At 67.2% G+C, this 25,854-nt stretch carries 29 protein-coding genes; 14 read left to right on the top strand and 15 right to left on the bottom strand.

Annotated features, from left to right (window positions below):
* Positions 1 to 32 precede the first annotated feature (32 nt).
* A complete protein-coding gene (locus G6N59_RS28125) occupies positions 33 to 938 on the top strand; it encodes a hypothetical protein (RefSeq protein WP_138230196.1) in 906 nt (301 codons plus the stop codon).
* Between the two features lie 7 nt (positions 939 to 945).
* On the opposite strand, the gene G6N59_RS28120 is transcribed toward G6N59_RS28125, so the two are convergent.
* The 5 genes from G6N59_RS28120 to G6N59_RS28100 all read right to left on the bottom strand — a co-directional run bounded on the left by G6N59_RS28120 (position 946) and on the right by G6N59_RS28100 (position 7,714).
* The gene (locus G6N59_RS28120) at positions 946 to 1,152 is read right to left on the bottom strand and encodes a glyoxalase superfamily protein (protein ID WP_138230195.1); all 207 of its coding nucleotides are present in this window, start codon (positions 1,150 to 1,152) and stop codon (positions 946 to 948) included.
* 76 nt (positions 1,153 to 1,228) lie between these two features.
* Complete coding sequence (dxs, locus tag G6N59_RS28115) at positions 1,229 to 3,127, bottom strand: 1-deoxy-D-xylulose-5-phosphate synthase (RefSeq protein ID WP_138230194.1); 1,899 nt, start codon at positions 3,125 to 3,127, stop codon at positions 1,229 to 1,231.
* Positions 3,128 to 3,163: 36 nt separating this feature from the next.
* Positions 3,164 to 4,447 (bottom strand): Na+/H+ antiporter NhaA, encoded by a 1,284-nt coding sequence (nhaA, locus tag G6N59_RS28110; RefSeq protein WP_138230193.1) that lies wholly within the window; start codon positions 4,445 to 4,447, stop codon positions 3,164 to 3,166.
* Between the two features lie 64 nt (positions 4,448 to 4,511).
* Positions 4,512 to 5,684 carry a class I SAM-dependent RNA methyltransferase gene (locus G6N59_RS28105; RefSeq protein ID WP_179970394.1) on the bottom strand — a complete coding sequence of 391 codons (1,173 nt, stop codon included), beginning with the start codon at positions 5,682 to 5,684 and terminating at the stop codon, positions 4,512 to 4,514.
* Between the two features lie 41 nt (positions 5,685 to 5,725).
* Positions 5,726 to 7,714: an APC family permease gene (locus G6N59_RS28100; protein WP_138230192.1), complete on the bottom strand. Its 1,989-nt coding sequence runs from the start codon at positions 7,712 to 7,714 to the stop codon at positions 5,726 to 5,728.
* Positions 7,715 to 7,816: 102 nt separating this feature from the next.
* On the opposite strand from G6N59_RS28100, the gene G6N59_RS28095 reads away from it, so the two are divergent.
* Positions 7,817 to 8,491 (top strand): potassium channel family protein, encoded by a 675-nt coding sequence (locus G6N59_RS28095; protein WP_081633431.1) that lies wholly within the window; start codon positions 7,817 to 7,819, stop codon positions 8,489 to 8,491.
* A gap of 9 nt (positions 8,492 to 8,500) precedes the next feature.
* The gene (locus tag G6N59_RS28090) at positions 8,501 to 9,160 is read left to right on the top strand and encodes a potassium channel family protein (protein WP_138230191.1); all 660 of its coding nucleotides are present in this window, start codon (positions 8,501 to 8,503) and stop codon (positions 9,158 to 9,160) included.
* Here G6N59_RS28090 and G6N59_RS28085 read toward each other — a convergent pair.
* On the bottom strand, positions 9,157 to 9,888 hold the full coding sequence (locus G6N59_RS28085) for a DUF3159 domain-containing protein (protein ID WP_407665789.1): 732 nt from the start codon (positions 9,886 to 9,888) through the stop codon (positions 9,157 to 9,159). The two genes, G6N59_RS28090 and G6N59_RS28085, sit on opposite strands and share 4 nt — an antisense overlap.
* The gene (locus G6N59_RS28080) at positions 9,885 to 10,256 is read right to left on the bottom strand and encodes an OB-fold nucleic acid binding domain-containing protein (RefSeq protein WP_138230190.1); all 372 of its coding nucleotides are present in this window, start codon (positions 10,254 to 10,256) and stop codon (positions 9,885 to 9,887) included. Before G6N59_RS28080 ends, G6N59_RS28085 begins: the two co-directional genes overlap by 4 nt.
* A 185-nt stretch (positions 10,257 to 10,441) precedes the next feature.
* Between G6N59_RS28080 and G6N59_RS28075 the strand changes: the two genes are divergently transcribed.
* Positions 10,442 to 11,152 (top strand): alpha/beta fold hydrolase, encoded by a 711-nt coding sequence (locus G6N59_RS28075; RefSeq protein WP_138230189.1) that lies wholly within the window; start codon positions 10,442 to 10,444, stop codon positions 11,150 to 11,152.
* Here G6N59_RS28075 and G6N59_RS28070 read toward each other — a convergent pair.
* On the bottom strand, positions 11,139 to 11,912 hold the full coding sequence (locus G6N59_RS28070) for a DUF3710 domain-containing protein (RefSeq protein ID WP_138230188.1): 774 nt from the start codon (positions 11,910 to 11,912) through the stop codon (positions 11,139 to 11,141). The genes G6N59_RS28075 and G6N59_RS28070 overlap by 14 nt on opposite strands.
* On the bottom strand, positions 11,912 to 12,376 hold the full coding sequence (dut, locus tag G6N59_RS28065; RefSeq protein WP_043393860.1) for a dUTP diphosphatase: 465 nt from the start codon (positions 12,374 to 12,376) through the stop codon (positions 11,912 to 11,914). Before dut ends, G6N59_RS28070 begins: the two co-directional genes overlap by 1 nt.
* A gap of 25 nt (positions 12,377 to 12,401) precedes the next feature.
* On the opposite strand from dut, the gene G6N59_RS28060 reads away from it, so the two are divergent.
* Positions 12,402 to 12,893, top strand: coding sequence for a DUF3093 domain-containing protein (locus tag G6N59_RS28060; protein WP_138230187.1), 492 nt, complete (start codon positions 12,402 to 12,404; stop codon positions 12,891 to 12,893).
* 74 nt (positions 12,894 to 12,967) lie between these two features.
* On the opposite strand, the gene G6N59_RS28055 is transcribed toward G6N59_RS28060, so the two are convergent.
* Complete coding sequence (locus G6N59_RS28055; RefSeq protein ID WP_138230229.1) at positions 12,968 to 13,270, bottom strand: DUF4193 domain-containing protein; 303 nt, start codon at positions 13,268 to 13,270, stop codon at positions 12,968 to 12,970.
* A 162-nt stretch (positions 13,271 to 13,432) separates the two neighbouring features.
* Here G6N59_RS28055 and cei point away from each other — a divergent pair, with 162 nt between their 5' ends.
* A complete protein-coding gene (gene cei / locus G6N59_RS28050) occupies positions 13,433 to 14,083 on the top strand; it encodes an envelope integrity protein Cei (protein ID WP_138230186.1) in 651 nt (216 codons plus the stop codon).
* On the opposite strand, the gene G6N59_RS28045 is transcribed toward cei, so the two are convergent.
* Positions 14,080 to 14,931 carry an inositol monophosphatase family protein gene (locus G6N59_RS28045; protein WP_138230185.1) on the bottom strand — a complete coding sequence of 284 codons (852 nt, stop codon included), beginning with the start codon at positions 14,929 to 14,931 and terminating at the stop codon, positions 14,080 to 14,082. The genes cei and G6N59_RS28045 overlap by 4 nt on opposite strands.
* 71 nt (positions 14,932 to 15,002) lie before the next feature.
* Between G6N59_RS28045 and ppgK the strand changes: the two genes are divergently transcribed.
* The 3 genes from ppgK to G6N59_RS28030 all read left to right on the top strand — a co-directional run bounded on the left by ppgK (position 15,003) and on the right by G6N59_RS28030 (position 18,492).
* Positions 15,003 to 15,791: a polyphosphate--glucose phosphotransferase gene (gene ppgK, locus G6N59_RS28040; protein ID WP_179970249.1), complete on the top strand. Its 789-nt coding sequence runs from the start codon at positions 15,003 to 15,005 to the stop codon at positions 15,789 to 15,791.
* A gap of 143 nt (positions 15,792 to 15,934) precedes the next feature.
* Complete coding sequence (locus G6N59_RS28035; protein ID WP_268815798.1) at positions 15,935 to 17,422, top strand: RNA polymerase sigma factor; 1,488 nt, start codon at positions 15,935 to 15,937, stop codon at positions 17,420 to 17,422.
* 557 nt (positions 17,423 to 17,979) lie between these two features.
* Positions 17,980 to 18,492: a mycothiol transferase gene (locus G6N59_RS28030; protein ID WP_234884190.1), complete on the top strand. Its 513-nt coding sequence runs from the start codon at positions 17,980 to 17,982 to the stop codon at positions 18,490 to 18,492.
* Between the two features lie 67 nt (positions 18,493 to 18,559).
* Here the strand turns inward: G6N59_RS28030 and G6N59_RS28025 are convergent, their stop codons facing one another.
* Positions 18,560 to 20,122: a histidine phosphatase family protein gene (locus tag G6N59_RS28025; protein ID WP_138230181.1), complete on the bottom strand. Its 1,563-nt coding sequence runs from the start codon at positions 20,120 to 20,122 to the stop codon at positions 18,560 to 18,562.
* A gap of 115 nt (positions 20,123 to 20,237) precedes the next feature.
* Positions 20,238 to 20,621: a DUF952 domain-containing protein gene (locus G6N59_RS28020; protein WP_138230227.1), complete on the bottom strand. Its 384-nt coding sequence runs from the start codon at positions 20,619 to 20,621 to the stop codon at positions 20,238 to 20,240.
* Positions 20,622 to 20,775: 154 nt separating this feature from the next.
* Here G6N59_RS28020 and G6N59_RS28015 point away from each other — a divergent pair, with 154 nt between their 5' ends.
* Positions 20,776 to 20,964 (top strand): DUF7455 domain-containing protein, encoded by a 189-nt coding sequence (locus G6N59_RS28015; RefSeq protein ID WP_133761845.1) that lies wholly within the window; start codon positions 20,776 to 20,778, stop codon positions 20,962 to 20,964.
* Positions 20,965 to 21,027: 63 nt separating this feature from the next.
* Positions 21,028 to 21,981, top strand: coding sequence for a YihY/virulence factor BrkB family protein (locus G6N59_RS28010; RefSeq protein ID WP_138230180.1), 954 nt, complete (start codon positions 21,028 to 21,030; stop codon positions 21,979 to 21,981).
* Positions 21,982 to 21,985: 4 nt separating this feature from the next.
* On the opposite strand, the gene G6N59_RS28005 is transcribed toward G6N59_RS28010, so the two are convergent.
* A complete protein-coding gene (locus G6N59_RS28005; protein WP_029105322.1) occupies positions 21,986 to 22,222 on the bottom strand; it encodes a DUF3039 domain-containing protein in 237 nt (78 codons plus the stop codon).
* A gap of 68 nt (positions 22,223 to 22,290) precedes the next feature.
* On the opposite strand from G6N59_RS28005, the gene G6N59_RS28000 reads away from it, so the two are divergent.
* The 3 genes from G6N59_RS28000 (at position 22,291) to G6N59_RS27990 (ending at position 24,670) form a co-directional block, all read left to right on the top strand.
* A complete protein-coding gene (locus G6N59_RS28000; RefSeq protein ID WP_234884189.1) occupies positions 22,291 to 22,668 on the top strand; it encodes a DUF3099 domain-containing protein in 378 nt (125 codons plus the stop codon).
* A 166-nt stretch (positions 22,669 to 22,834) separates the two neighbouring features.
* On the top strand, positions 22,835 to 23,794 hold the full coding sequence (locus G6N59_RS27995) for a sigma-70 family RNA polymerase sigma factor (RefSeq protein WP_020101848.1): 960 nt from the start codon (positions 22,835 to 22,837) through the stop codon (positions 23,792 to 23,794).
* A gap of 186 nt (positions 23,795 to 23,980) precedes the next feature.
* On the top strand, positions 23,981 to 24,670 hold the full coding sequence (locus G6N59_RS27990; RefSeq protein ID WP_138230178.1) for an iron-dependent transcriptional repressor DtxR: 690 nt from the start codon (positions 23,981 to 23,983) through the stop codon (positions 24,668 to 24,670).
* 30 nt (positions 24,671 to 24,700) lie between these two features.
* Here G6N59_RS27990 and G6N59_RS27985 read toward each other — a convergent pair whose 3' ends face one another.
* A complete protein-coding gene (locus G6N59_RS27985; protein WP_138230177.1) occupies positions 24,701 to 25,765 on the bottom strand; it encodes a DUF4192 domain-containing protein in 1,065 nt (354 codons plus the stop codon).
* Between the last annotated feature and the right edge of the window lie 89 nt (positions 25,766 to 25,854).

Below are 25,854 nucleotides of genomic sequence, written 5' to 3'. Positions count from 1 at the left end.
CATTGACGCACAAACCAGTGAAGGACATCGGGATGATTCGGCTCCTCCTACCGCTCGTGGTCGTGACGGTCATCCTCGCCGTCGTCATGGTGGTCGGAGGCGCCGCATTCGGGGCGGCCTTCACGTCCGAGGCGGATCGGAAAGCGGGCCGCCCCTCTCACCGCAGCCCCATCTCCGTGATGACCAAGGCCTGGCTGGTGTCAGCTGTTGTGGTGATCTCGGTCGGGATCGCGACGGAGGGCATCGCCCTGGTGCCTGCTCTGGGCATCTGTGCCATCGGGCTGCTGATCACTCACGTCGTCATCAGCAGCCGCACCAACTCCACGCCGATACGCGGACTGTCACCCCAAGAAATCGAACGCGCCCGGCTCTTCGAGGAATTTGGAGCCGACGGCGTCGCCATGCTCGACGGCGCGCAGGCCGCCATCGATCGGATCACGCGCTCGGAAGCCGCGACAGGAGGCTGGCTCGGCGATCCGCAGGACCTGGATTTCACCGGCGAGCTGGCAACCATCCGCGAAAACTGCCGAGCCACACGAGAACTCGACGAACTGATCAAGGAGCTCAGCGACCTAGCCGCTCCCGACTCGGACGATCTGGCGATGCTGGACGATGCCCGGACGAAGGTTCGGGACCTCGAGTCTCGGTCTCGAGAGCGGGTCAACACCCTACAGACGTGTGCCGTGAAGGCCGAGCAGATCGACCAGTCGCTGCGCGATGACCGCGCGCGGGAGGCGCTCGCCAGGAAGCGTGACGACGTCCGTGCTCGCCTGGCTGCCAAGCTGTACGGAGTCGATGCGACGCCGTCGTCCGCTTCGTCGTCGGTGGACCAGATCACCGCTCTCGCCGCGGCCTATGCGGAGATCAAGGACAAGGCCGCTGAACCGGGCGCACCGCCGCATGGCAACGACTCGCCGACGAGAGACGGCAAGGAGTAGCGCTACCTCAGCCATCCCCCGGCTGCGCGAACCGCAGGTGGTTCCCCGACGGGTCGATGATCGTCATCGTCGGACCACCCGGCCCGTCTTGCTCGATACCAGGGCGCGAGTAGCCGTGCTGCTTGGCGATCGGCTCGGCCCGGAAGGCCGCCACGTCGTCGACCGGAATCCACAACGCGGTATTGGGACTGCCGGGCGAATACGCATCACTCACCGCCCGCGAGCGCGACGAAAATGCCCGCGACACACCGCAATTGCGGTGCAGACACGCACGCTCGCGGGAGGTTTGGCTATTGGGAAGTGATCTCGACCGAGCTGCCGAGTGCGGCGACCCAGCCGGTGACCTGGCGGGCGATGTCCTGATCAGTCAGCCCGAGCGACATCAACACCTCACTGCGGGTGGCGTGCTCCTGGAACTCCTGCGGCACACCGACATCGCGGCACGGGACGTCGATCTCGGCGCGGCGCAGCGACGCCGACACCGCGGATCCGATGCCACCGGCAACACCGTTGTCCTCAAGCGTGACAACGAGTTTATGCGCTCGGGCCAGGTCGGCGATGGTCGCCGGGACCGGCAGCACCCAGCGGGGATCGACAACTGTCACACCGATGCCCTGCTTCCGCAGCCGGTCGGCCACCACGAGCGCCATCCGCGCGAATGCGCCGACCGCGACCACCAGCACGTCGTCGGACAGGCCGTCGGCGGGCTCGGTCAGGATGTCGACGCCGTGCTGGCGGCGGACCGCCGGGATGTCGTCGCCGACAGCGCCTTTCGGGAACCGGACGGCCGTCGGCCCGTCGGTGACGGCCAGCGCCTCACCGAGTTCCTCGCGTAGCCGGGCAGCATCGCGCGGTGCCGCGACCTTGATGCCGGGCACGATGCCGAGCATCGACATGTCCCAGACACCGTTGTGGCTGGCGCCGTCGTTGCCGGTGACGCCGGCACGGTCGAGCACCACGGTGACGGGCAGCTTGTGCAGCGCCACGTCCATCATGATCTGGTCGAACGCCCGGTTCAGGAACGTCGAGTAGATGGCAACCACGGGGTGCGTGCCGCCCATGGCCAGACCCGCAGCCGACGTCATCGCGTGCTGCTCAGCGATACCGACGTCGAAGAACCGATCTGGGAAGCGCTGTCGGAACGCGGACAGACCCGTCGGGCCCGGCATGGCAGCGGTGATCGCGACGATGTCGCGCCGCTTCGTGGCCTGCTTGATGAGCTCTTCGGAGAACACCGACGTCCAACCGAGCACCGACTCAGCGGTGGACCGCCCGGTGTGCGGGTCGATGATGCCGGTCGAGTGCATCTGCTCGGCTTCGTCGTTCTCCGCATGCGAATAACCCATGCCCTTGCGGGTGACGACGTGGACGATCACCGGGGCGTTGAACCCGCGGGCATGCCGCAGCGCCGCCTCGACAGCGTGCTCGTCATGGCCGTCGATGGGCCCGACGTACTTGAGGCCCAGATCGGTGAACAGCGCCTGCGGTGCCAGCGCGTCCTTGATGCCGGCCTTGATGCTGTGCACGCACTGGTAACAGAACTCGCCGACGACGGGTACCCCGCGCAGGGCGTGCTTGCCGCGCTCGAGCGCCTTCTCGTAGCCGGGCTGTAGGCGCAGGGCGGCGAAGTGGTCGGCCAGGCCGCCGATGGTCGGCGCGTAGCTGCGGCCGTTGTCGTTCACGACGATGACGATGGGCCGGTTGGCGGCGGCGATGTTGTTGAGCGCCTCCCAGCACATGCCGCCGGTGAGCGCACCGTCACCGACGACGGCGACGACGTGCCGGTTGCGGTAGCCGGAGAGTTCGAAGGCCTTGGCCAAGCCGTCGGCGTAGGACAACGCGGTGCTGGCGTGGCTGGACTCGACCCAGTCGTGTTCGCTCTCGGCGCGCGACGGATAGCCGGACAGGCCGCCTTTCATTCGCAGGGTGTCGAAGTCGGGGCACCGGCCGGTCAGCATCTTGTGCACATAGGCCTGATGGCCGGTGTCGAAGATGATCGGATCGTGCGGCGAGTCGAAGACGCGGTGCAGGGCAAGCGTCAGCTCGACGACGCCCAGGTTGGGCCCGAGATGCCCGCCGGTGGCGGCCACCTTGTGCACCAGGAATTCCCTGATCTCGGCGGCAAGTTCGGTCAGCTGAGGCTGCGACAGGTGCGCCAGATCAGCTGGGCCGCGGACCTGTTCAAGCATTCCGACAGTCTACGCACGCGTACCGGGTGGAACCGGTCAAGGCTGATAGATGTCCGGCACGCCGTCGCCGTCGTCGTCGGCGGTCTCACGCTCGTGGATGCGGCGGTATGCGGCGTTGCGGGAGAGCAGCACCAACGCCGCCAGCATCCCGGCAACCACCGAACCGGCGAGCACGCCGATCTTGGCATCAGCGCCGACGGCCGTGCCGGCGCCGAACGCCAGCTCACCGATCAGCAGTGAGACCGTGAACCCTATGCCGGCCAGCAGCGCGACCCCGGCGACGTCGAGCCAACCCAGTCCGTCGTCGAGCTCGGCACCAGTGAACCTCGCCAGCAGCAATGTGGTGCTGAACACACCGATGGCTTTGCCGAACACCAGCCCGAAGAGGACGCCGGCGGTCACCGGGTGGGTGATCGCGTCCACCAGACCAGGCCAGCCGCCGACACTCACACCGGCGGCGAAGAACGCGAACACCGGCACCGCCACCCCTGCCGACAGTGGCCGCAGCGCGTGCTCGAACGTCTCGGCCGACGCGTGCTTGCCGAGCACCGGCACCCCGAACCCGAGCAGCACGCCGGCCACCGTCGCGTGGATACCGCTCGCGTGCACCAGGGACCAGGTCGCCACCGCCAGGGGTACCAGCAGCCACCAGTGCCGCATACCGCGCTGCACGGCCGCGACGAACAGCCCGCCGGGAACGGCGGCCAGCGCCAACGCCACCGGGTTGAGATGGTCGGTGTAGAAGCAGGCGATGACGATGATGGCCAGCAGGTCGTCGACCACCGCAAGGGTCAACAGGAAAGTGCGCAGCGCGGTGGGCAGATGCGTGGATATGACGGCAAGCACCGCCAATGCGAAAGCGATGTCCGTGGCGATCGGCACCGCCCAGCCGCCCAGATTCTCCGGGTGGCCCATCGCCAGGTTCAGGCCCACGTAGATGGCGGCGGGCGCCAGCATGCCGCCGACGGCCGCGGCGATGGGCAGCGCCGCACGTGCCGGATCACGCAGGTCACCGGCGACAAATTCACGTTTGAGTTCGACGCCGACCACGAAGAAGAAGATCGCCAGCAAGCCGTCGGCCGCCCACGCCGACAGACTCAGCCGCAGATGCCACGACTCGGGGCCGACCGCGAACTCGGACAGCGCGTGATAGCTATGCGCGGCAGGCGAATTCGCCCATACCAGCGCCGTGCCGGCCGCCAGCAACAGGAGGATGCCGCCGACGGTCTCCCTGCGCAGAATCTCCGTGAACCGCTGGGCTTCGGGCCAGCTGCCACGGGTCAGGAGCCGACGGCGCGACCCGTCGTTCCGGCTGGGCATCATGATTCTCCTGGGCAGCGTCGGGCGGCGCCGACCAGGCTTCCCGGCACACCTGACCGCAAACTTACCGGGTCAGCAAGGCGACACACTCGACGTGGTGCGTCAGTGGGAAAGAGTCGAAGACGCGCAGGTTCGCCACCTCGTAACCGTGTCCGCGGTACAGACCGATGTCACGGGCGAAAGACGCTGCCTCACAACCGATGTGGATCACCCGCGGCACGCCTGCGGCGGCCAGCTGATCGATCACCTCGTGTCCGGCGCCGGTGCGCGGCGGATCCAGCACGGCGACATCGGCTGCCACCCGCTGGTTGCCCAGTGCCCGGCGCACCGAATCGGTCACCACCTCGACGCAACCCAAATCCCCCAGTGCGGCCCGCGCCGCGCGCGCCGATCCGCGGGAGGTGTCCACCGTCAGCACTCGGCCCGACTCCCCCACCGAGCCGGCCAGCGCCGCAGCGAAAACACCAGCGCCGCCATACAAATCCCACGCCGTCTGCCCCGCGGAGAGCTCGGCCCATTCGGCGACCAGCGCGCTGTAGGTGGCGGCCGCGTCGCGGTGGGACTGCCAGAACGCCGTCACCGGCACGCGCCATTCCCGATCGCCGACCCGCTGCACGGCTTCGTACTCGCCCGAGACCACTTCGGTCATGCCGGGCTTGCCCTTTTTGCCGCCCCGCGGACCGGACCGCACGACGTGCCGGTGTCCGGCGTCGTCGAGCACCACGTGCAGGTGCGCACCGGGCGGTTGCAGCGGCAGGTCGTCCAACATCCCGGCCGGCACCTGGGCGCACGACAGGTCGGTCACCAGCGCGTCACTGTGGTAGCGGTGAAAACCGGCCCGGCCGTCCGCGCCGACCTCCAGGCGCACCCGGGTACGCCACCCGGTCGCGCCGACGGTGCCGACCTCGGCGGCCTCGAGGTCACCGGACTCGTATCCGCCGAGACGCGCCAGCTGATTGGCCACCACCTCGCCCTTGAGCCGTCGCGCCGCGGCGGGATCGACGAAAGCCAAGTCGCAGCAACCGGATCCCTCGGACCCGGCGATCGGGCACAACGAATCCACCCGGTCGGGCGACGCTTCGAGCACCTCGAGCGCATCGGCGTGCCAGTACGACCCGCGCTCGGACGTCACCTCGGCGCGCACCACCTCGCCCGGCAGGGCATGCCGGACGAAGATCACGCGGCCATCGTGGCGCGCTACGCAGCTGCCCCCGTTGGCCGGCGGGCCAACGGTCAGTGTCACCAGCGCGGGCGAGTGAAGCGACGGGATATCGTCGGTCACTCGATGATGCCCCGTCGGGTGTCGCCGGGAGCCGAGCCAGGGGTCATGGTCACCTTCACGCGCTCCGACGAATTCAGCTGCCACGGCACGGAAGTCACCATGACGTTCGGGATGAACAGCAGCCGGCCCTTGAGTCGCAGCGCGCTCTGGTTGTGCAGGATGTGCTCCCACCAGTGGCCCACCACATACTCCGGGATGAAGACCGTCACGACGGTGCGCTTGGACTCGGCCGTGATGCGCTTGACGTAATCGAGGATGGGCCTGGTGATTTCGCGGTACGGCGAGGCGATGACCTTCAGCGGGACGGAGACGTCACTGTGTTCCCATTTGTGCACCAGCTCGCGCGTCTCGCCGTCGTCGACGCTGACCGTGATGGCTTCCAGCACATCCGGGCGGGTGGCCCGCGCGTAGGCCAATGCCCGCAGCGTCGGTAGGTGCAGATTGGACACCAGCACGACGGCGTGATTGCGGCTCGGCAGCACCACGTCGTGATCCGGCTCTTCGCGCAGTTCCCGGGCGACGGTGTCGTAGTGCTTGTGGATCATCTTCATCAGCACGAACAGCGCGCTCATCGCCAGAATCGCGATCCAGGCACCGGCCAGGAACTTGGTCACGATGACCACAAACAGCACGGAGCCGGTGCACAGGAACCCGATGGTGTTGACGACCCGTGCCCGGTACATACGCCGCCGCTCGGACCCGTCGGTCTCGGTGCGCAGCAACCGGTTCCAGTGCCGCACCATGCCGATCTGGCTGAGCGTGAACGAGACGAACACACCGACGATGTACAGCTGGATCAGCGCCGTCACCTCGGCGTTGAACGCGACGACGAACGCGATGGCGGCGAACGCGAGGAACAGGATGCCGTTGGAGAACGCCAGCCGGTCACCGCGAGTGTGCAGCTGCCGCGGCAGGTAACGGTCCTGCGCCAGGATCGAGCCCAACACCGGGAAACCGTTGAACGCGGTGTTGGCGGCCAGCACCAGAATCAGGCCGGTCACCCCGGCGATGGCGTAGAGACCCAGCGGAAAGCCCTGGAACACCGCCTCCGCCAGCTGGGTGACCACGGTCTTCTGGTGATAGTCGGCGGGCGCACCCACCAGCTGGTCCACACTGTCGGCCATCTTCAGGCCGATCCTCTCCGCCAGCACGATGATGCCCATGAACAGCGACACCGCGATGGCGCCGAGTAACAGCAAGGTGGTCGCGGCATTGCGCGACTTCGGCTTCTGGAATGCCGGCACCCCGTTGCTGATTGCTTCCACACCGGTCAGGGCTGCACAGCCCGACGAGAATGCCCTGGCCACAAGGAACACCATGGCAAAGCCGAGTACGTCACCGTGCTCGGACTTGAGGCTGAAACCGGCCGACTCGGCCCGCAGTGGATGGCCCAGCACGAAGATCTGGAAGAACCCCCAGGCCAGCATGAGGTACATACCGATCATGAAGGCGTAGGTGGGAATCGCGAACGCGGTACCCGACTCCCGGATGCCGCGCAGGTTGAGCGACGCCAGGATCAGGATCGCCAACACCGACATCAGCACTTTGTTCTGGGCGATGAACGGCACCGCCGATCCGATGTTGGACATCGCCGACGCCGTCGACACCGCAACGGTCAGCACGTAGTCGACCAACAGCGCGCTGGCCACCGTCAACCCGGCGGTGTGTCCCAGGTTGGTGGTGACCACCTCGTAGTCGCCGCCGCCAGATGGATACGCATGCACGTTCTGCCGATAACTCGCGATCACGATCAGCATGACCGCGGCGACCGCGAGACCGATCCACGGCGCCATCGAGTAAGCCGATAATCCGGCAACCGACAGCACCAGGAAAATTTCCTCCGGCGCGTAGGCCACGGACGACAGCGCATCCGACGCGAACACTGGAAGAGCGATACGTTTGGGCAGCAACGTGTGGGCGAGCTTGTCGCTTCGGAACGGTCGGCCGATAACCAACCGTCGCGTAGCGGTCGAAAGCTTGGACACGAGGGCTAGGGTAAGCCCCCGGGCTCGGGTTGTACCGTTCGGACTGAGCTGAGGCATGAAATTCGCTTCGGGGCCGGCTCCCGGCCCAGAAAGGATCGGCTGGTGCGAGTAGTCGTGATGGGGTGCGGCCGGGTCGGCGCATCGCTGGCAGACGGATTGGCCCGCATCGGCCACGAGGTCGCCGTGATCGATCGGGACAAGACGGCCTTTCATCGACTGTCGCCCGAATTTCCCGGAGAACGTGTGCTGGGCATGGGTTTTGACCGGGACGTCCTGGAACGGGCGGGTATCGAAGAGGCCGGCGCGTTCGCCGCCGTGTCCTCCGGTGACAACTCGAACATCATCTCCGCACGGGTGGCACGCGAGACCTTCGGCGTGCAGCGCGTCGTGGCGCGCATCTACGACGCCAAGCGCGCCGCGGTGTACGAGCGGCTCGGCATCCCCACCATCGCGACGGTGCCGTGGACCACCGATCGGTTGCTGAATCTGCTGACCCGCGAGACCGAGACCACCAAGTGGCGGGATCCGTCGGGCAACGTCGGCGTCACCGAACTGTCCCTCCACGAGGACTGGGTCGGCTACCGCGTCACCGCGCTGGAAGGCGCGACCGGCGGTCGCGTCGCATTCCTCATCCGGTTCGGCAGCGGCGTGCTGCCGGACGCCAAGACCGTCATCCAGGCCGGCGACCAGGTGTACATGGCCGCGGTTTCGGGCCGTGTGGCCGAGGCCATCGCCATCGCCTCGCTACCGCCCGGCGACGACGTCGAAAGCCACTAGGGAGCGCACATGAAGGTCGCAATCGCAGGTGCCGGCGCCGTCGGCCGATCCATCGCGCGGGAACTGGTCGATCACCATGAGGTGACGCTGCTCGAGCGCAATCCTGACCACATCGACGTCGACGCCGTCCCCGCGGCGCAGTGGCGCCTGGGTGACGCCTGCGAGCTGTCGCTGCTCGAGTCCGTCAAGCTGCACGAGTTCGACGTGGTCATCGCCGCCACCGGCGACGACAAGGCCAACGTGGTGGTCAGCCTGCTGGCCAAGACCGAGTTCGCGGTCCCCCGCGTCGTGGCCCGGGTCAACGACCCGCGCAACGAGTGGCTGTTCGACGACAGCTGGGGCGTCGACGTCGCCGTGTCCACACCGCGCATGCTGGCGTCACTGGTCGAAGAAGCCGTGTCGGTGGGCGACCTGGTCCGCCTGATGAGTTTCCGCAAGGGCCAGGCCAACCTGGTCGAGATCACGCTGCCCGACGACACCCCGTGGGGCGGCAAGGCGGTCAAGCGCCTACAGCTGCCGCGCGACGCCACGTTGGTGACCATCCTGCGCGGCCCACGCGTGATCGTGCCCGAGTCCGACGAACCGCTCGAGGGCGGCGACGAACTGCTGTTCGTCGCGGTCGCCGAGGTCGAGCAGGACCTGCGCCACCAGGTGCTGAACCCGAGCTAGCCTTCGGCGACAGCCCGTTCGGCGTGATGCTCGGCGTCGCGGATGGCCTGCTGAGCCGTCCGGATGGCCAGGTACGACGCCAACGCGGCGACCGCGGTCAGCGGCCAGCCCATGGCGATCCGGGCCACCCCGAGCAGGCCGGTCTGGTCCTGCCCGTACAGGTGGTTCTGGACCAGGAACCGTGCGCCGAACACCAGCACCCAGACTGCGGTGGCGATGTCGAACGCCAGCACCGCACGCCGGATCTCACGCCAGCTGCGGTCGTGCCCGGTGGCCCAGCTCCAGCCGTACCCGACCAGCGGGCGCCGGATCAGAATCGAGATCGCGAACGCCCCGGCATAGATCAGCGATGACCAGATACCCAGCAGGAAATAGCCTTTCGAGGCGCCGACCAGGTAGGCGATCAACGCGCTGATACCCACGCCGATGAAGCCGGACACGGCGGGCTGTACCGATTCGCGGCGCACCAGCCGCCAGATCAGGACCAGCCCGGCGACACCGAGCGCGGAGTAGATCGCGGCAGCCAGCCCGAAAAAACTGGACACCGGGACGAAGACGAGGACCGGCAGGGACGAATAGATCAGGCCGCTGAGGCCGCCCATCTGCGCCAACAGGACGTGCGCCGTCAGCCTGGAGTCGCGCTCGTCCTGCAGGGCCTCAGCGTTGACTTCAGTGTCGGCTTCGCTATGCGCGTCGCTGTCCGCAGTCCCCTTGTCGGGGAATGTCACTTCTGAATCTCGTAATGCGGGTTGTAGATCGCTTTGGCCCCGCTGTCCAAGTTTCCCAGCCGGCCGTGGACCCGCAGGGTCCGGCCGGACTCGATGCCTGGGATGCGCCGCTGACCCAACCAGACCAGCGTGACCGTGTCGGTGCCATCGAACAGCTCGGCCCGTACCCCGCCCGAACAGCCCTTGCCGTTGGTCTCGACACACCGCAATGTGCCGACCATCGTCACTTCTTGTCCGCGCGTACAGTCCGCCGCCCGCATGGCGCCGGTATTGAGGGCCTCGTCGTTCAGCTCCTGGACATCACTCTGTTCGAGGTCCTCGGTAAGCCGCCGGGTGAGTCGGCGCAAATAGCCTTCCGCCGTAGCCATGGTCTCTCCTGAGACTTGCTGCGAATCCACCGTGGACCCGCTATCTAACCAACGTCACGCTAGACCTGTTGGTTCCGATTTGCCATTTCGGCGCGGGACATATCGTCGTTGTCCCGCTCACTGGACCGCACACCCGGCCCGACCCCCTTGTGAGCGCCGTTCCGGCCGCCGGGCACCATCGAGGAATGACGGCCAACTTGCAAGGGATGACCGCGGTACTCCTGCCGGGCACGGGATCTGACGACGACTACATCCGCCGGGCCTTCGGCGGCGCCCTGCTCGAGGCCGGTGCCGTGGTGATCGCCCCACGGCCGCTGCCGGGCGACCTGATCGCCGGCTATCTCGAAGCGCTGGACGCCGCCGCACAGCACGGCCCGATCATCGTCGGTGGGGTGTCTCTGGGCGCCGCGGTGGCAACGAACTGGGCGCTCGAGCACCCGGACCAGTGCATTGCCGTGCTGGCCGCCCTACCCGCCTGGACGGGCGATTCCGACGGCGCGCCGGCCGCGCAGGCCGCCCGCTACTCCGCGCAGCAGCTGCGCGAGATCGGGCTGGACGCGGCCGTCGCCGGCATGCGCGCGGGCAGCCCGGCCTGGCTCGCGGACGAACTGACGCGGTCGTGGACGGCACAATGGCCGGGTCTGCCGGACGCCATGGAAGAGGCAGCGGACTACGGCGGGCCGACGCGTGACCAGCTGGCAGAACTGCAGGTGCCCATGGGCGTGGCCGGGGCGGTCGACGATGCCGTCCACCCTGTCGCGGTCGCCGCGGAATGGGCCGTGGCGGCCCCCAGGGCCGCGCTGCGGACCGTCACCCTCGACGCCATGGGCGAAGAGCCGACCGTATTGGGCGATGCCTGCGTGGCCGCGCTGCGGGAGGCCGTCAGCCTCCTGTGATGGTGCCCATCTGCTGGGTGCGCAGCTGCTGCATGGCCGAGCCCTGCTCGCTGCGCCGGGCATCAGGCTCAGCGCTTGGCTGATTGTCGGCACCGCCGACGCCGGGCTGCTGTTGCTGCATGTGCTGTTGCAGCTGCTCGAGCGCCTGCTGAGCCTGCTCCATCTGCTGCTGCGCCATCTGGGCGGCGGCCGCGCGCAACTGCTCCAGCAGCGGCTCGGACAGCTGCACCGGCAGCGGGCTGCGGACCGGCAGCGGGGTGTCGCCGCGGCGAACCACCGTGTCCGCCAACGAGGTTCGCGCTTCGTCGGCGATGGCGTCGATGGTCTCTTCGGTGCCCACGACGACGCACCGCACCATCCACCGGTAGCCGTCGGCGCCGATGAATCGCATCACGACCTGCGGCTGGCCGGGCTGCGGCGCGGGCAGGCCCACGACCTCGCGGCCCCACGGTCCGTCTTCGATCCGGGCCTGCGCGTTGTCATTGCGCAACGACTCGGCGAGTTCGGCGGCGATCTCACGCCACAACCCACCGGTCTTCGGCGCCGCGTACGCAGCGACGGAGAAGCGTCCGTTGGGCGTCATGATCCAGACGGCGTTCGGCACGCCCTGCTCGTTGACCTCGACGTTGAGCTGTGATCCGTCGGGCACCGGGACGAGCACCCCACCAAGATCCAGGCGGGCCGCCTCAGCGTCGGCCGGGTCGTCGAAATCCTCGACGTCGAAGGGGCCGTCTTCATCGGGGTTGAACTCGAATGCCATCACAAACTCGCATGTCCGCCGGAGGAACCGTGGCCGCCCGCGCCACGTGAGGTGTCTGCCAGTCCCGCCTCGTCGAACGACGTGACCTCGACCAGCTCGGGCAGCTCGACCCGCTGCACCAGCAGCTGCGCGATCCGGTCGCCGCGCTGCACGGTGATGGGCTCACTGGGGTCGAGGTTGATCAGCGCCACCTTGATCTCACCGCGATACCCGGCATCGACGGTGCCAGGTGCGTTGACGATCGAAAGCCCAACGCGGATGGCCAATCCCGAGCGCGGGTGCACCAGGCCGACCATGCCGTGCGGAATGGCGACGGCGATCCCCGTCGGCACCAACTCGCGCTGGCCGGGGGCCAGTTCGAGGTCGATTGCGCTGAACAGATCGACGCCGGCATCGCCGTCGTGAGCCCGGGCCGGCATCGGCAGATCCCGGTCCAGACGAACTACCGCCAGAGAGGTGGGCACGGTGCCACAGACTACCCTTGGCCGCGTGTCAGACACGCGAGCAGCCACCCAAACCGTCCGCTACCGAGAGCGGTTGACGGTGCCCTTGTGGTGGTGGTTACCGGGTTTCGGGCTGGCGGCCCTGATCGCACTCGAAGTGGTGCAAGGCGTGTCGGGTGTGCCGACGTGGGCGCCGTTCGCCGTGCTGCTGCCGGTCGCCGCGGCGACGCTGGTGTGGATGGGCCGCATCGAGCTGCGCGTGGTGAGCACCGGAACCGGACCGGACGCCGAGACCGAGCTGTGGGTCGGGCCGGCACACATCCCGACCAGTGTGATCTCGCGTTCGGCCGAGGTGCCGCGATCGGCGAAGTCGGCGGCCCTGGGCCGGCAGCTGGATCCGGCCGCGTACGTCGTCCACCGGGCCTGGGTCGGCCCGTTGATCCTCGTGGTCCTCGACGATCCCGATGACCCCACGCCGTACTGGCTGGTGAGCACTCGCCGTCCGGACCGCATCCTGGCGGCACTGCAGGGTAGCTAGGGCGCCCTAAGACGCCGAATGGCCGGTCCTCGCACGCAAGAGCGTGCGAGACCGGCCACTCGATGAGTGAATCCCTAGGCGGCGCAATCGGTGCAGATCATCACGCCGTTCTTCTCGCTGGCGAGACGGCTGCGGTGGTGCACCAGGAAACAGCTCGAGCAGGTGAACTCATCGGCCTGCTTGGGCACCACTCGGACCGAAAGTTCCTCGCCCGACAGGTCAGCACCCGGCAGTTCGAAGTTCTCGGCCGAGTCGGTCTCGTCGACGTCGACGACGGCGGACTGTGCCTCGTTGCGTCGTGCTTTCAGCTCCTCCAGAGAGTCCTCGGAAACCTCGTCAGTCTCAGAACGCCGCGGGGCGTCGTAATCGGTAGCCATGGTCATCCCCTCCGTTACCTTGCAGCAGAGCTTTGTACCAGCGTCGAACGCTTCTACCAAATGATTCGTGCCCAGAAAGCGCGCCGATTGTATGTGATTTCCATCACATACAATAGAGGCGGTTGGTAATCGCCCTGGCTGCGGTGCATCTACAGTGCACATGTGGTCGCTCAAATCACCGATGGCACGGCCTTCGACAAGCACGGCCGGCCGTTCCGGCGGCGCAACTATGTGCCCGGCGCGGTTCTGTTCGCGGTACTCGCCGTGGCGACGCTGATCGCCTGGCTCGTGGTCGCGGGCCAGCCCGCCGAAATCCACCAGGCGATCACCTGCAATCCCCCACCGGCGCCCAGCGAGCCGAACCAGCCGAAGCTCGGCGACGAAGTGTCGCAGTCCTCGATGGTCAACGTGGTGCCGGCCAAGCTCGCCGACACCAAGATCCGCGTGCTCAACGCCAGCGGACAGGGTGGCCAGGCTTCTGAGGTCGCCGGCGAGCTGCGTGACCTCGGATTCGCTCAGCCGGCCGCAAGCAACGACCCGGTGTACGCGAGCACCCGCATGGAGTGCCAGGGCCAGATCCGGTTCGGGCCGGCCGGCAAGTCCGCCGCGGCCGCACTGTGGCTGGTCGCGCCGTGCACCCAGCTGTTCCAGGACCAGCGGCCCGACGACTCCGTCGACCTCGCCATCGGCACCGAGTTCAACGAGCTCGCCCATAGCGACGACATCGAGGCCATGCTGGCCAGCCTCAAGCCGGACGCGACCCAGCCGGCCGACACCTCGCTGTTGCCGAAGATCCACAGCGGGACCTGCTAGCGGTAGCCGACCCGCTCCAACTGCCCGGCCAGCGCCGCGAACACCCCGGGTGCCGCGGCGACGACCAGGTCGTCGTCTTCCGCACCCGGCGCGGGTAGGCGGACCACTGCCCCCGCTTCCTCGGCGATCAGGGCGGCGGCCGCCCAATCCCACACGTGCACACCGGATTCGAAGTACGCGTCGAGCTGCCCGGCCGCGACCATGCACAGGTCCAGGGCACAGGACCCGACCCGGCGGATGTCCCGCACCTCCGCCAGCAGCTCGGCCACCACGCCGGCCTGGCGCCGCCGACGCGCGCGATCGTAGGCGAACCCCGTTGCCACCAGCGCCATCGGAAGCTCTTCGATGACGTTGCAGCGCAAGGCCGCCCGCACCCCGTCCCGGACGACGACGGCGCCGTGACCGCGCGCGGCCGAGAACACCGCCCCGGTCGCGACGTTGGCCACCGCACCGGCCACCGACACGCCGTCGATCTGCACGCCCACGGATACCGCATAGGCACCCAGGCCGTACATGAAATTCACCGTGCCGTCGATGGGATCGAGCACCCATACCGGCACCCCCGCCGGAGCCCTTGCCGCGCCGCCTTCCTCCTCGCCCAGGATCGCGTCGTCCGGCCGCAGTGCCGCCAGGCGCTCCCGCAGCAGCCGCTCCGTTTCGGTGTCGACCACGGTCACCGGATCGGTCGGACTGCTCTTGGTGCGTACCGCGCCTTCGTCCTGCTGGGCACCGGCGAAAACCTCACTGCGCCGCCGGCGGACGAATGCGGCAGCCTCGGTCGCCAACTGTTCGGCGAGCGCGCGCAGCGCAGCAGGTGCGGTGCTGTTGTCGGGTTCGCGTGCTGTCATGACACCTATCGCAGCACACGCGGTTAGGGTGTGGGTCGCGCCCTCTAGCCCACCCCCTCCAAGGAGTGCAGATGACCGAGACGCCCACCGCGACGACCGACGGCTCGCAGCATCGAGCGCTGGGCATCGACGTCGGCGGCAGCGGCGTCAAGGGCGGCATCGTCGATCTGGACACCGGCCAGTTGATCGGCGAGCGCTTCCGGCTCCCCACCCCGCAGCCGGCCACCCCCGAAGCCGTCTCGGAAACCGTCGCCGCGGTGGTCAGCGAGTTCGGCTGGACCGGACCGCTCGGCGTCACCTATCCGGGCGTGGTGACCGAGGGCATCGTGCGCACCGCGGCCAACGTCGACAGCAGCTGGATCGGCACCAACGTGCGCGACATGTTCGCCTCGCGGTTGGACGGCCAGGACGTGACGGTCCTCAACGACGCCGACGCCGCCGGGCTGGCCGAAGAGAAGTTCGGCGCCGGCCGGGATGTGGACGGGCTGATCGTGTTGCTGACGTTCGGCACCGGCATCGGCTCGGCGGTGATCTATGACGGCGTGTTGTTGCCCAACACCGAGTTCGGGCACATCGAGGTCGGCGGTAAGGAAGCCGAGCACCGGGCCGCGTCGTCGGTCAAGGAACGCGAGGACTGGTCCTACGAACGCTGGACCAAGGAAGTCACAAAAGTGCTGGTGGCGATCGAGAACGCCATCTGGCCGGACCTTTTCATCGTCGGCGGCGGCATCAGCAAGAAGGCGGACAAGTGGGTACCGCTGCTGAAGAACCGCACGCCGGTGGTCGCCGCGACGCTGCAGAATTCGGCCGGCATCGTGGGTGCGGCAATGGCCACGGGCGGCGCGCTGCACCACCATTAGCGGCCCGCCAACGCTCCGAACCTGCCGCTGATACGGCTTCTGGGCGCTATGTCGTTACAATGGTCAACGGCGGCCGCCTGAACGGTATAGCGGTGAACTCCGATCGAAGATCGACGCCAATATTCGACAGCCGACGCTTTTCGGTGGCGCACGCCCACGCCACCGATGTACGAATGACCGAAAGGGTGGCCGTGGTAGCGACCAAAGCCAGCGAGACAACCGACGAGCCGGTGAAGCGCACCACCAAAGCCCCCGCCAAGAAGGCCGTCGCGAAGGCTGCGCCGGCCAAGCGCGCCGCCAAGGCCCCCGCCAAGAAGGCTGCGGCGAAAGCCCCCGCCAAGCGCGGCCCCCGCAAGGCCACTGACTCGACCAAACCCGAGGACGGCATCGGCACCGACGAGGCGACCGACGTCGACGATCTCGTCGCCGAGCCCGGCGACGAACTGGACGTCGACGACGCCGACCTGGAACTCGACGACGACCTCGAGGCCGACGACGACGTCAGCGATGACGACGACGACACCGAAGACGGTGAAGCCGACGGCGCGGCCAGCCCGGAAGGCGCCAAGGCCGCCCCCAAGGCCGCCGAAGGCGACGAGTCCGATGACGCCGCTGAGCCGTCCGAGAAGGACAAGGCATCCGGAGACTTCGTCTGGGACGAAGAGGAATCCGAAGCGCTGCGCCAGGCCCGCAAGGACGCCGAGCTCACCGCTTCCGCCGACTCCGTGCGCGCCTACCTCAAGCAGATCGGCAAGGTCGCGCTGCTGAACGCCGAGGAGGAGGTCGAGCTCGCCAAGCGCATCGAAGCCGGCCTGTATGCCACTCAGCTGATGTCGGAGCTGATGGAGAAGGGCGAGAAGCTGCCCGCCGCGCAGCGTCGCGACATGCAGTGGATCTGCCGTGACGGCGACCGCGCCAAGAACCACCTGCTGGAAGCCAACCTGCGTCTGGTGGTGTCGCTGGCCAAGCGCTACACCGGTCGCGGCATGGCGTTCCTGGACCTGATCCAGGAGGGCAACCTCGGTCTGATCCGTGCGGTCGAGAAGTTCGACTACACCAAGGGCTACAAGTTCTCGACCTACGCCACCTGGTGGATTCGTCAGGCCATCACCCGTGCCATGGCCGACCAGGCCCGCACGATCCGTATCCCCGTGCACATGGTCGAGGTCATCAACAAGCTCGGCCGCATCCAGCGTGAGCTGCTGCAGGACCTTGGACGCGAACCCACGCCCGAAGAGCTGGCCAAGGAAATGGACATCACGCCGGAGAAGGTGCTGGAAATCCAGCAGTACGCGCGTGAGCCCATCTCGCTGGACCAGACCATCGGCGACGAGGGTGACAGCCAGCTCGGCGACTTCATCGAGGACAGCGAAGCCGTGGTCGCGGTGGACGCCGTGTCGTTCACACTGTTGCAGGACCAGCTGCAGTCGGTGCTCGAGACCCTGTCCGAGCGCGAGGCGGGCGTCGTCCGGCTACGCTTCGGCCTCACCGACGGTCAGCCGCGCACCCTCGATGAGATCGGCCAGGTCTACGGCGTCACGCGTGAGCGCATCCGCCAGATCGAGTCGAAGACCATGAGCAAGCTGCGGCACCCGTCGCGCTCGCAGGTGCTGCGCGACTACCTGGACTAATCCCCCGACTCACGGGCTGCCCCGAAACTTCGGTTTCGGGGCAGTTTTCGTTCGTCGAGCGCAGGTCAGCAGGGCACGCACCTGTTCCCGTTCCAGAACCACCCCGGGCCACAGCCGTAGCTGCCGGTGGTGCCGTGGCAATCCAGGGGCTGCACGAGCGTCGGCGGCGCGGGACTGTACGTCGTTGTGTCATTGGAACTTTGGGCCGCTTGGGCAGTGGCCGCAGCGTTGAATGACCCTGCTATGAGGGTCGCTGCGGCTACGGTCAGCAGAAATTTTCCTTGCATGGAAGCCTCCCCAAATCGGGCAGTGATCTGAAGTCCGAGGCGTCTAATTTTACGCCGATGCCAGGTGCTCAGCCACGGTTTTCGCAGGTCAGATATTTCGGTCCAGAAGACGGTTGATGAGCTGCCGCTCCCCCGTCGCCGCCACCCGCCGTAATCTGCTGGCACGAAAAGCTCGGCATGTGAAAGGCTTGCGCGGCCCGGACGGCCACACCGACGGTGGTCGCGAGAAATGTCGATCTCACCTGAAATCGTTCTGCCGCAAGGAGTTCCATGCCGACCGACCCAACCTCGGAGAACCCACTGGCCCGTGCACTGCTGGACGTCTCGGCCGAATGCTTCACCTCGATGGCCGGCATCCTCACGGTCCTCGGTGACGACCTCGCCAACCGGCGACCCGACCTCCCCGGCGCGAACAGCTGCTACGCGATCGTCAACCACTGCATCGGCGTGGTCGACTACTGGGCTGGGTCTTTCATTGCCGGACAACGAATCCCACGGGACCGCGACAGCGAGTTCACCGCCACGGGGCGGGTCGACGAGCTGCTGGAACGACTGACGGCGCTGCAGCAGCGCTTCCCCGCCTGGGTCGAGGTGGCGGTCACCGAAGGAATCCGAGACCGCTCGGTGGCCGACGGGGTGCGCGGCGGCACCACCCGCGCCTCGATACTGGCCACCGCCACCCCGGAGTGGGCACTGCTACACATCCTGCACGACATCGCACAGCACGTGGGGCACCTGGAGATCACCAGGGACCTGCTGCTGTCCGCCCACACGGAGAGCTGACGCACATCGACCCCCTGCTCCGAGGAGAAGGGGGTCGATCCGTTTGTGCCCTACCGACCGGGAGCCGTCAGTCGGCGCTTCCAGCGCCGGCGCCGGCCGTGGCAGACTCGGCCTTCGCCTTCGCCTCGGCCTGCTTCGCCTCAGCGGCCGCCTTCTTGGCGTCAGCCTTGGCCTTGGTTTCGGCCTTCTTGGCCTCCGCCGCAGCCTTCTTCTCATCGGCTTTGGCCTTGGCGTCGGCCTTCTTGTCGTCAGCCTTGGCCTTCTTGTCGTCAGCCTTGGCCGCGTCAGCCGTGGTCTGACCATCAGCCTTGGCGGCGTCGGCACCAGTCTTGGCCACATCGGCCTTGACCTCACCATCGGCCTTCGCGGTGTCGGCGTCAGCCTTGGCCTCACCGGCCTTGACCTGACCATCGACCTTGTTGTCCGAAGCCGGGGCATCGGCAACCTTGGCCGGCGAGTCGCCCGCCCGAGCCGCGGCCGGAGCCGGGGCCGGGGCAGAGAACGCGGCCGGCGAGACCGCAGCACCCGAGGTCGGGGCGGTAGTCGGCGTGCCCGCAGCCGGAGCCGGCGGCGCCAGCTTCTTCTGCAGATTGTCGATGGCCGTGGTGACTCCACCGATCACCTGAGCGTTGATGGCCCGGACGAACTTGGCCGTCGAGAACAGCGCGTCGGCCGCACCGTGGTTGATCGCGGTCAGGATCGTGCCGACGTTTCCGGTCTGGAACGCCGAGGCGACATCCTGCACCACCGAGTTGAGCTGACGGCTCAGCGTGCGGACCTGGGTCAGCACCTGCTCGATCGGGCCCTTCTGCATACCGGCGATCTTGACGCCGTTCCATTCGACCAGGTTCCAGCCGTCCTCGGGGTTGCCCTCGACGACGACAACGCCCGTATTGCCGAGCGGATGCTGGGTGAACAGCATGATCTTCTGCTCAGTAGTCAGATTCTTGGCGTTCATCATCGTCCAGATCATGATGGTGCCGCCGTGCGAGAACACGGCCGCGTTGCGATCGCCGTTGTCGTAGATCGTCTGCAACGCACCGTTGACCCGGTCCTGGAACTGATGGCCGGTCAGACCGGTGGTCGGATCAGCCGCGGACGGGATGAACGCGTCCAGGTTCGGGGTGATCGGGTTGAAGCTGATGTTGGGCGGCGGCGTCACCGACAGACCTGCCCAGGCCAGCGGAGCCGTCAGGTAACCGAAGATGCCGGCGCGTTCCGGGGTGCCTTCGTACTTGCCGGCTTCGATCTCCTGCAGACCCGGCAGTACCTGGATCGGCAGCCCCAGGTATTGCGACAGTGGCGTCGCCGTCTGCTGCGTCCGAACCATCGTGGACGCGTAGATGGCATCGAAGTTCCGGTCTCCGAGCTTCGCCGCGATGTCCTTGGCCTGCTGCTGACCGTCCGGCGTCAGAACCGGGCCCGGCACCTGGGTGTCGATGTTGCCCGAGGTGTTTCCGTATGACTGACCGTGCCGGATGAACGTGATTGTCATGTTCTCGGCCGCCCATGCCGGCAGCGCCGACATGACCAGAAAGGCGCTCGCGGTCAGGGCGACGCCGAGTCCCTTCAGCCTCCGTGCGCGACGGCGCTTGCCGGCCGCGTCTTCAGAATTGGTGTGGTTGATCATGCCCTCTCACCGGTTCGGGGATATGTACGCGCGAGATGGTGCCAATCCCCCGATCGTGATTCGAACCACATTCCCAATGAGTGGACAGATTTCTCACAGTGTCATTTATTTTCCGTTAACCACAACCATGGGTACCGAAATTCGCCGGCAGAACCGCGAAACCGCCGTCGACACCGGGCCGGTAGGGCACAGTGCGGGTCACCGCAGAGACGGGCAGTGCACCGTACAGATGAGGAAAGAGCATCGAAGCGGGATCCGTCGGCACCCCGGGCTCCCAGCGAACCGGTGACCCCAGCAACCGCGGGTCACACACCAGGAGAATCAGGTCGGACTGACCGCGGTAGAGGCGGTTGGCCGGCAGGTGGACCTGTTCCGGAGCCGACAGGTGGACGAACCCGACCTCGGCGAGCGACGGCGGCCGAAGCTCGCCATCGAACTGAGCACGGGCCCAATCCGTTTCACTACACAGATGGACCAGGACTGCGGGCTCGGCGATCATGCGGTCAGCCTGCCGCGCCCGCAACTCCAGCGATAGGTGAGACACGACACACCCGTGAACACCTGGGGAACAACGCTGGAATCCAAATCGTCTGAGAGAGTAGAGATGTGTAACCGGCAAAGCGCCCAGGCGGCGACGAGCAGAAGGAGGCGCCATGAACGCAACTCTGACGGGCCCGACACTGACACGGGCCGACCGCTGCGACCGGTGCGGTGCCGCCGCCCGCGTTCGCGCTACCCTGCCGTCCGGCATGGAGCTTCTGTTCTGCCAGCACCACGCCAACGAACACGAATCCAAGTTGGTCGAGTTGGCTGCCGTGCTGGTGGTCAGCGCTGAGGACTGAGTGACCCGCCGGTCACCTCAAATGCAGTCCTGATGGGGTCTTTTCGGTAATGCTGGTCTGGCCATGAACGACCAGACGCAGCCGATCAAGCCGACACGTCATCACGTATTACGGGTTATCCGACGCGCGCTGGCGAAAAGCTGGGACGACTCGATCTTCTCGGAGTCGGCTCAGGCGGCGTTCTGGTCGGCGTTGTCCCTACCGCCCTTGCTGTTGGGCATGTTGGGCAGCTTGGCGTACGTGGCGCCGTTGTTCGGTCCCGAGACGCTACCGATGATCCAGGAACAGCTGATCGGGACGGCGAAGAACTTCTTCTCGCCGAACGTGATCAACGAGATCATCCAGCCGACGGTCCGTGACATCGCGGTGGGCGCCCGCGGCGAGGTGGTGTCCCTAGGGTTTGTCATCTCGCTGTGGGCGGGCTCGTCGGCGATCTCGGCGTTCGTCGACGCCGTCGTCGAGGCCCATGACCAGACGCCGCTGCGCCACCCGGTGCGGCAGCGGTTCTATGCTCTCGGCTTGTATCTCGTGATGCTGCTGTTCGTGATCGTGACCGCTCCGGTGGCCGCCATCGGACCGATGAAGATCGCCCAGCACATCCCCGAAACGTGGTCCAACGCCATGAAGTACGGGTACTGGCCGGTACTGCTGTTGTGCATCGTGCTGGCCGTGACGGTCCTGTACCGGGTGTCCCTGCCCAATCCGCTGCCGACGCATCGGCTGCTGTTGGGCGCCGTGCTGGCCACCGTGGTCTTCGTGGTGGCGACCGTTGGACTGCGGTTCTATCTGACCTGGATCACCGAGACCGGCTATACCTACGGCGCGCTGGCGACGCCCATCGCGTTCCTGCTGTTCGCCTTCGCCCTTGGCTTCGCGATCATGCTCGGCGCCGAACTCAACGCCGCGATCCAGGAAGAATGGCCGGCGCCGGACACGCATGCCCGGCGCCTGCGCGAATGGCTCGAGGAGAAGGCGGAGAACCTGACCGGCGATCAGCCCGCAGAGCCGCCGGCCTGACCGGCTATTTCTTCATCTGTTCGTAGATGCGCTTGCAATCCGGGCACACCGGCGACCCGGGCTTGGGTGACTTGGTAACCGGGAACACCTCGCCGCACAGCGCGACGACATGGGTGCCCATGACGGCGCTCTCGGCGATCTTGTCCTTCTTGACGTAGTGGAAATGCTTGGGTCGGTCGTCGTCCGTACCGTCGTCGACCTGTTCATCGGAATCGGTGCGTTCGAGGGTGTCGGTCTGCATGTACACATTGTGGCACTTCGCACGAACCGGTCGCGGCGGCACGGACCCGGATGTGGGACAGTAGAAGGATGAAACACGGCCCTGAGCTGAGTTTCGACGACGAAGGTCGGCCGGTCCTCATCACTCGCGCAGCACCCGCCTACGAGGAGCAGCACCGCGCTCGCGTCCGCCGCTACCTGACCATCATGTCGTTCCGTGTGCCGGCGCTGTTGCTGGCCGCCCTGGCCTACAGCATCTGGCACAACGGCCTGATCTCCCTGGCCATCCTCATCGCATCCATCCCCCTGCCCTGGATCGCGGTGCTCATCGCGAACGACCGACCACCGCGTACCGCAGAGGAGCCGCGCCGCTACGACGCGGGCCGACGGGCCCCCATGTTTCCGAGCGCTGAGCGGCCCGCGATCGAGGACCGGCATCCGGTCATCGACGGCGACATCGAGCCCTGATCACTACCTGAGTTTCATTCTTTCTCCTTTCTAAGGACATTCTCAGGTCGACGGCGAAAAACCGCAGGTCAGAGGCCATGCGCGGAGATCGTCCCGGGAACTTCTCCTGCTGCTTCCGCGTTGAAGCAAGTGACAGTTCGAGCTGAGCACGAGCAGGAGGCCGCAAATGGCAAAAGCCACCACAAGCCGTATCGATTCCGACCTTGACGCCCAGAGTCCCGCCGCGGACCTCGTACGCGTTTACCTGAACGGCATCGGTAAGACCGCCCTGCTCAACGCCGAGGACGAGGTGGAACTGGCCAAGCGCATCGAGGCGGGGCTGTACGCGGCGCATCTGCTGGAGACCAAGAAGCGACTCGGCGATAACCGCAAGCGTGATCTGGCGGCCATCGTCCGCGACGGCGAGGCCGCGCGCCGGCATCTGCTCGAAGCCAACCTGCGCCTCGTGGTCTCGCTGGCCAAGCGCTACACCGGCCGTGGCATGCCGCTGCTGGACCTCATCCAGGAAGGCAACCTCGGCCTCATCCGGGCGATGGAGAAGTTCGACTACGCCAAGGGCTTCAAGTTCTCGACGTACGCCACCTGGTGGATTCGTCAGGCGATCACCCGCGGCATGGCCGACCAGAGCCGCACCATCCGGCTGCCCGTCCACCTGGTGGAGCAGGTCAACAAGCTGGCGCGGATCAAGCGCGAGATGCACCAGAGCCTGGGACGTGAGGCCACCGACGAAGAACTCGCCGAAGAGTCGGGCATCCCGGTCGAGAAGATCAACGACCTGCTCGAGCACAGCCGCGACCCGGTGAGTCTGGACATGCCGGTCGGCACCGATGAGGAAGCTCCGCTGGGCGACTTCATCGAGGACTCCGAAGCGCTCTCCGCCGAGAACGCCGTGATCTCGGAGTTGCTGCACACGGACATCCGGCACGTGCTCGCCACCTTGGACGAGCGCGAACAGCAGGTGATCCGGCTGCGGTTCGGCCTCGATGACGGTCAGCCCCGCACGCTGGACCAGATCGGCAAGCTGTTCGGCCTGTCGCGTGAGCGGGTCCGGCAGATCGAGCGCGAGGTCATGTCGAAGCTCCGCAACGGCGAGCGTGCCGAACGGCTACGGGCCTACGCGAGCTGACCGTACGCCCCCCAAAACTGCACACCCCTGGTGCCCGCCGGCTGTCCCGGCGGGCACCGTCTTTGGTGCCCCGTCCGGTCGTTGCCGATCGCCGCACGAACCGCACCGGCGCTCCGCCGTGGTGGATGCCTGCTGACCCGGCCAAACCGGTAAGCTGGCACCCGGCGGAGGCCTGGAGGATTTGGCATGAACGATCTGATCGATACGACCGAGATGTACCTGCGGACGATCTACGACCTCGAAGAAGAGGGCGTGGTGCCGCTGCGTGCGCGCATTGCCGAACGACTTGAGCAGAGCGGCCCCACCGTCAGCCAGACGGTGTCGCGGATGGAGCGCGACGGACTGCTGCACGTCGCCGGTGATCGCCATCTGGAACTGACCGACAAGGGCCGCTCCCTGGCGGTATCGGTGATGCGCAAGCACCGGCTTGCCGAGCGGCTGCTGGTCGACGTGATCGGCCTGCCGTGGGAAGAAGTGCATGCCGAGGCGTGCCGCTGGGAACACGTGATGAGCGAGGACGTCGAACGCCGACTGGTCCAGGTACTCGAGAACCCCACCACGTCCCCGTTCGGCAACCCGATCCCGGGCCTCGCCGAACTCGGCGTCATGCCGACCGGCGACTCCGACGTCAGCCTCGTCCGGCTCACCGAGCTGCCCACCGGGTTACCGGTCGCGGTCCGCGTGCGCCAGCTGACCGAACACGTCCAGGGCGACGCCGAGTTGATCGCGCGGCTCAAAGACGCCGGCGTCGTCCCGAACGCGCGTGTCACGGTGCAGGCCACCGAGCACGGCAGCGTCCTGATCGTCATCCCCGGACACGAGCAGGTCGAACTGCCGCATCACATGGCGCATGCGGTCAGGGTCGAAAAGGTCTGACCACAAACCCTGGCGCTCGCCACGACCGGCTCACGCCGACCTGCCGAAGATCGTGCGCGGAGGCATCTGCACGCCGAGCCGCTCCGCCAGCTGGTACCCGGTGAGCGCCAGTTCTCGGATCCGGTCCGGGCGCATGCCGGACTGCAACGCCGCATCGAGCATGCCGGCCATCCGGTGCCGGCTGTCGACGTCCAGCGCGGCCTGCAGCGCGACCCCGGCGAGCGGGCCGTCACCGCGGGCGTAGGCACTGAACGCCAGCAACACCAACGCCTCCACGCGCCACGGCGCGGGCAGCGTGCGTGTCAGCGTCGCCCACACCGACTCGGCAGACGCGGCGTTCTCCCCTACCGCCAGGGCATACAGCGTGTCCCGCACCCGCGGGTCCGCCACCGCGCAGGCCAGGCGCACCGTGTCGTCATCGGTCAACGGCGACCCGTCCGGCGAACCGCTGACGCAGGCCACCGCATGCTCGACGTCGGCGCGCACCTCGGCATCGGGGCGGCCGGGGTAATCCACTGGCGCAGCACGTTTTTCGATGGCCGGCCGTAACGCCTCGGCACGCTGTGGATCGGTGACGGCGACGACGTCGACGAGGTCCGCACGCCGCGCGTAGAGGCGCCTGCCGTCGAGCACCGCGGCCATGGTGACGGGCGACGACTCCGGATCCTCAACCACGCCCGCGTTCCCGCAACCGTCGGCGCAGTGCCATCGGCCACCGGCCGCCACCCGGTCGACCACGTGGACGGCGAACAGCTCGATGCCGTGATCGGACAACGCCTCATCGAGCTCGTGGCTCACTTCGCGGTAGAGGTCGGCGCACATCGGGCAGGCGACGTTCGCCTCGTCCACGATCACCGCGACGGCAGCATCCGCATCCGCCGCGGCGGCCATATCGGAGAGATGTCCGAGCGCGGCGGGCAAGGCGTCGAAGAAACCTTCGGACAGGTCCACCCGCAGCACCGCCCCCATCTCGCCACCGATCACGGTGACGAGCACCAGCGATTTCTCCGGAGCAAACCCCAGAACGGCGGGGACCGCAGCGATCAGAGCGCCAGGCCGGTTCAGTTGGAAATCGAATGAGCTGAAAGTTGTCATGCCCAGAACTTGGCAGCGCGGTCTGTCAGGAATCGCTGGGCGATGTGGCCGGCGGAGTGCGTTGTGGATGAACTCGGATCTGTGGATAA

Origin of the sequence: Mycolicibacterium aubagnense, from assembly GCF_010730955.1 — a bacterium.
Lineage (GTDB): Bacteria > Actinomycetota > Actinomycetes > Mycobacteriales > Mycobacteriaceae > Mycobacterium > Mycobacterium aubagnense.
This window is presented reverse-complemented; position numbering and strand designations above follow the sequence as displayed.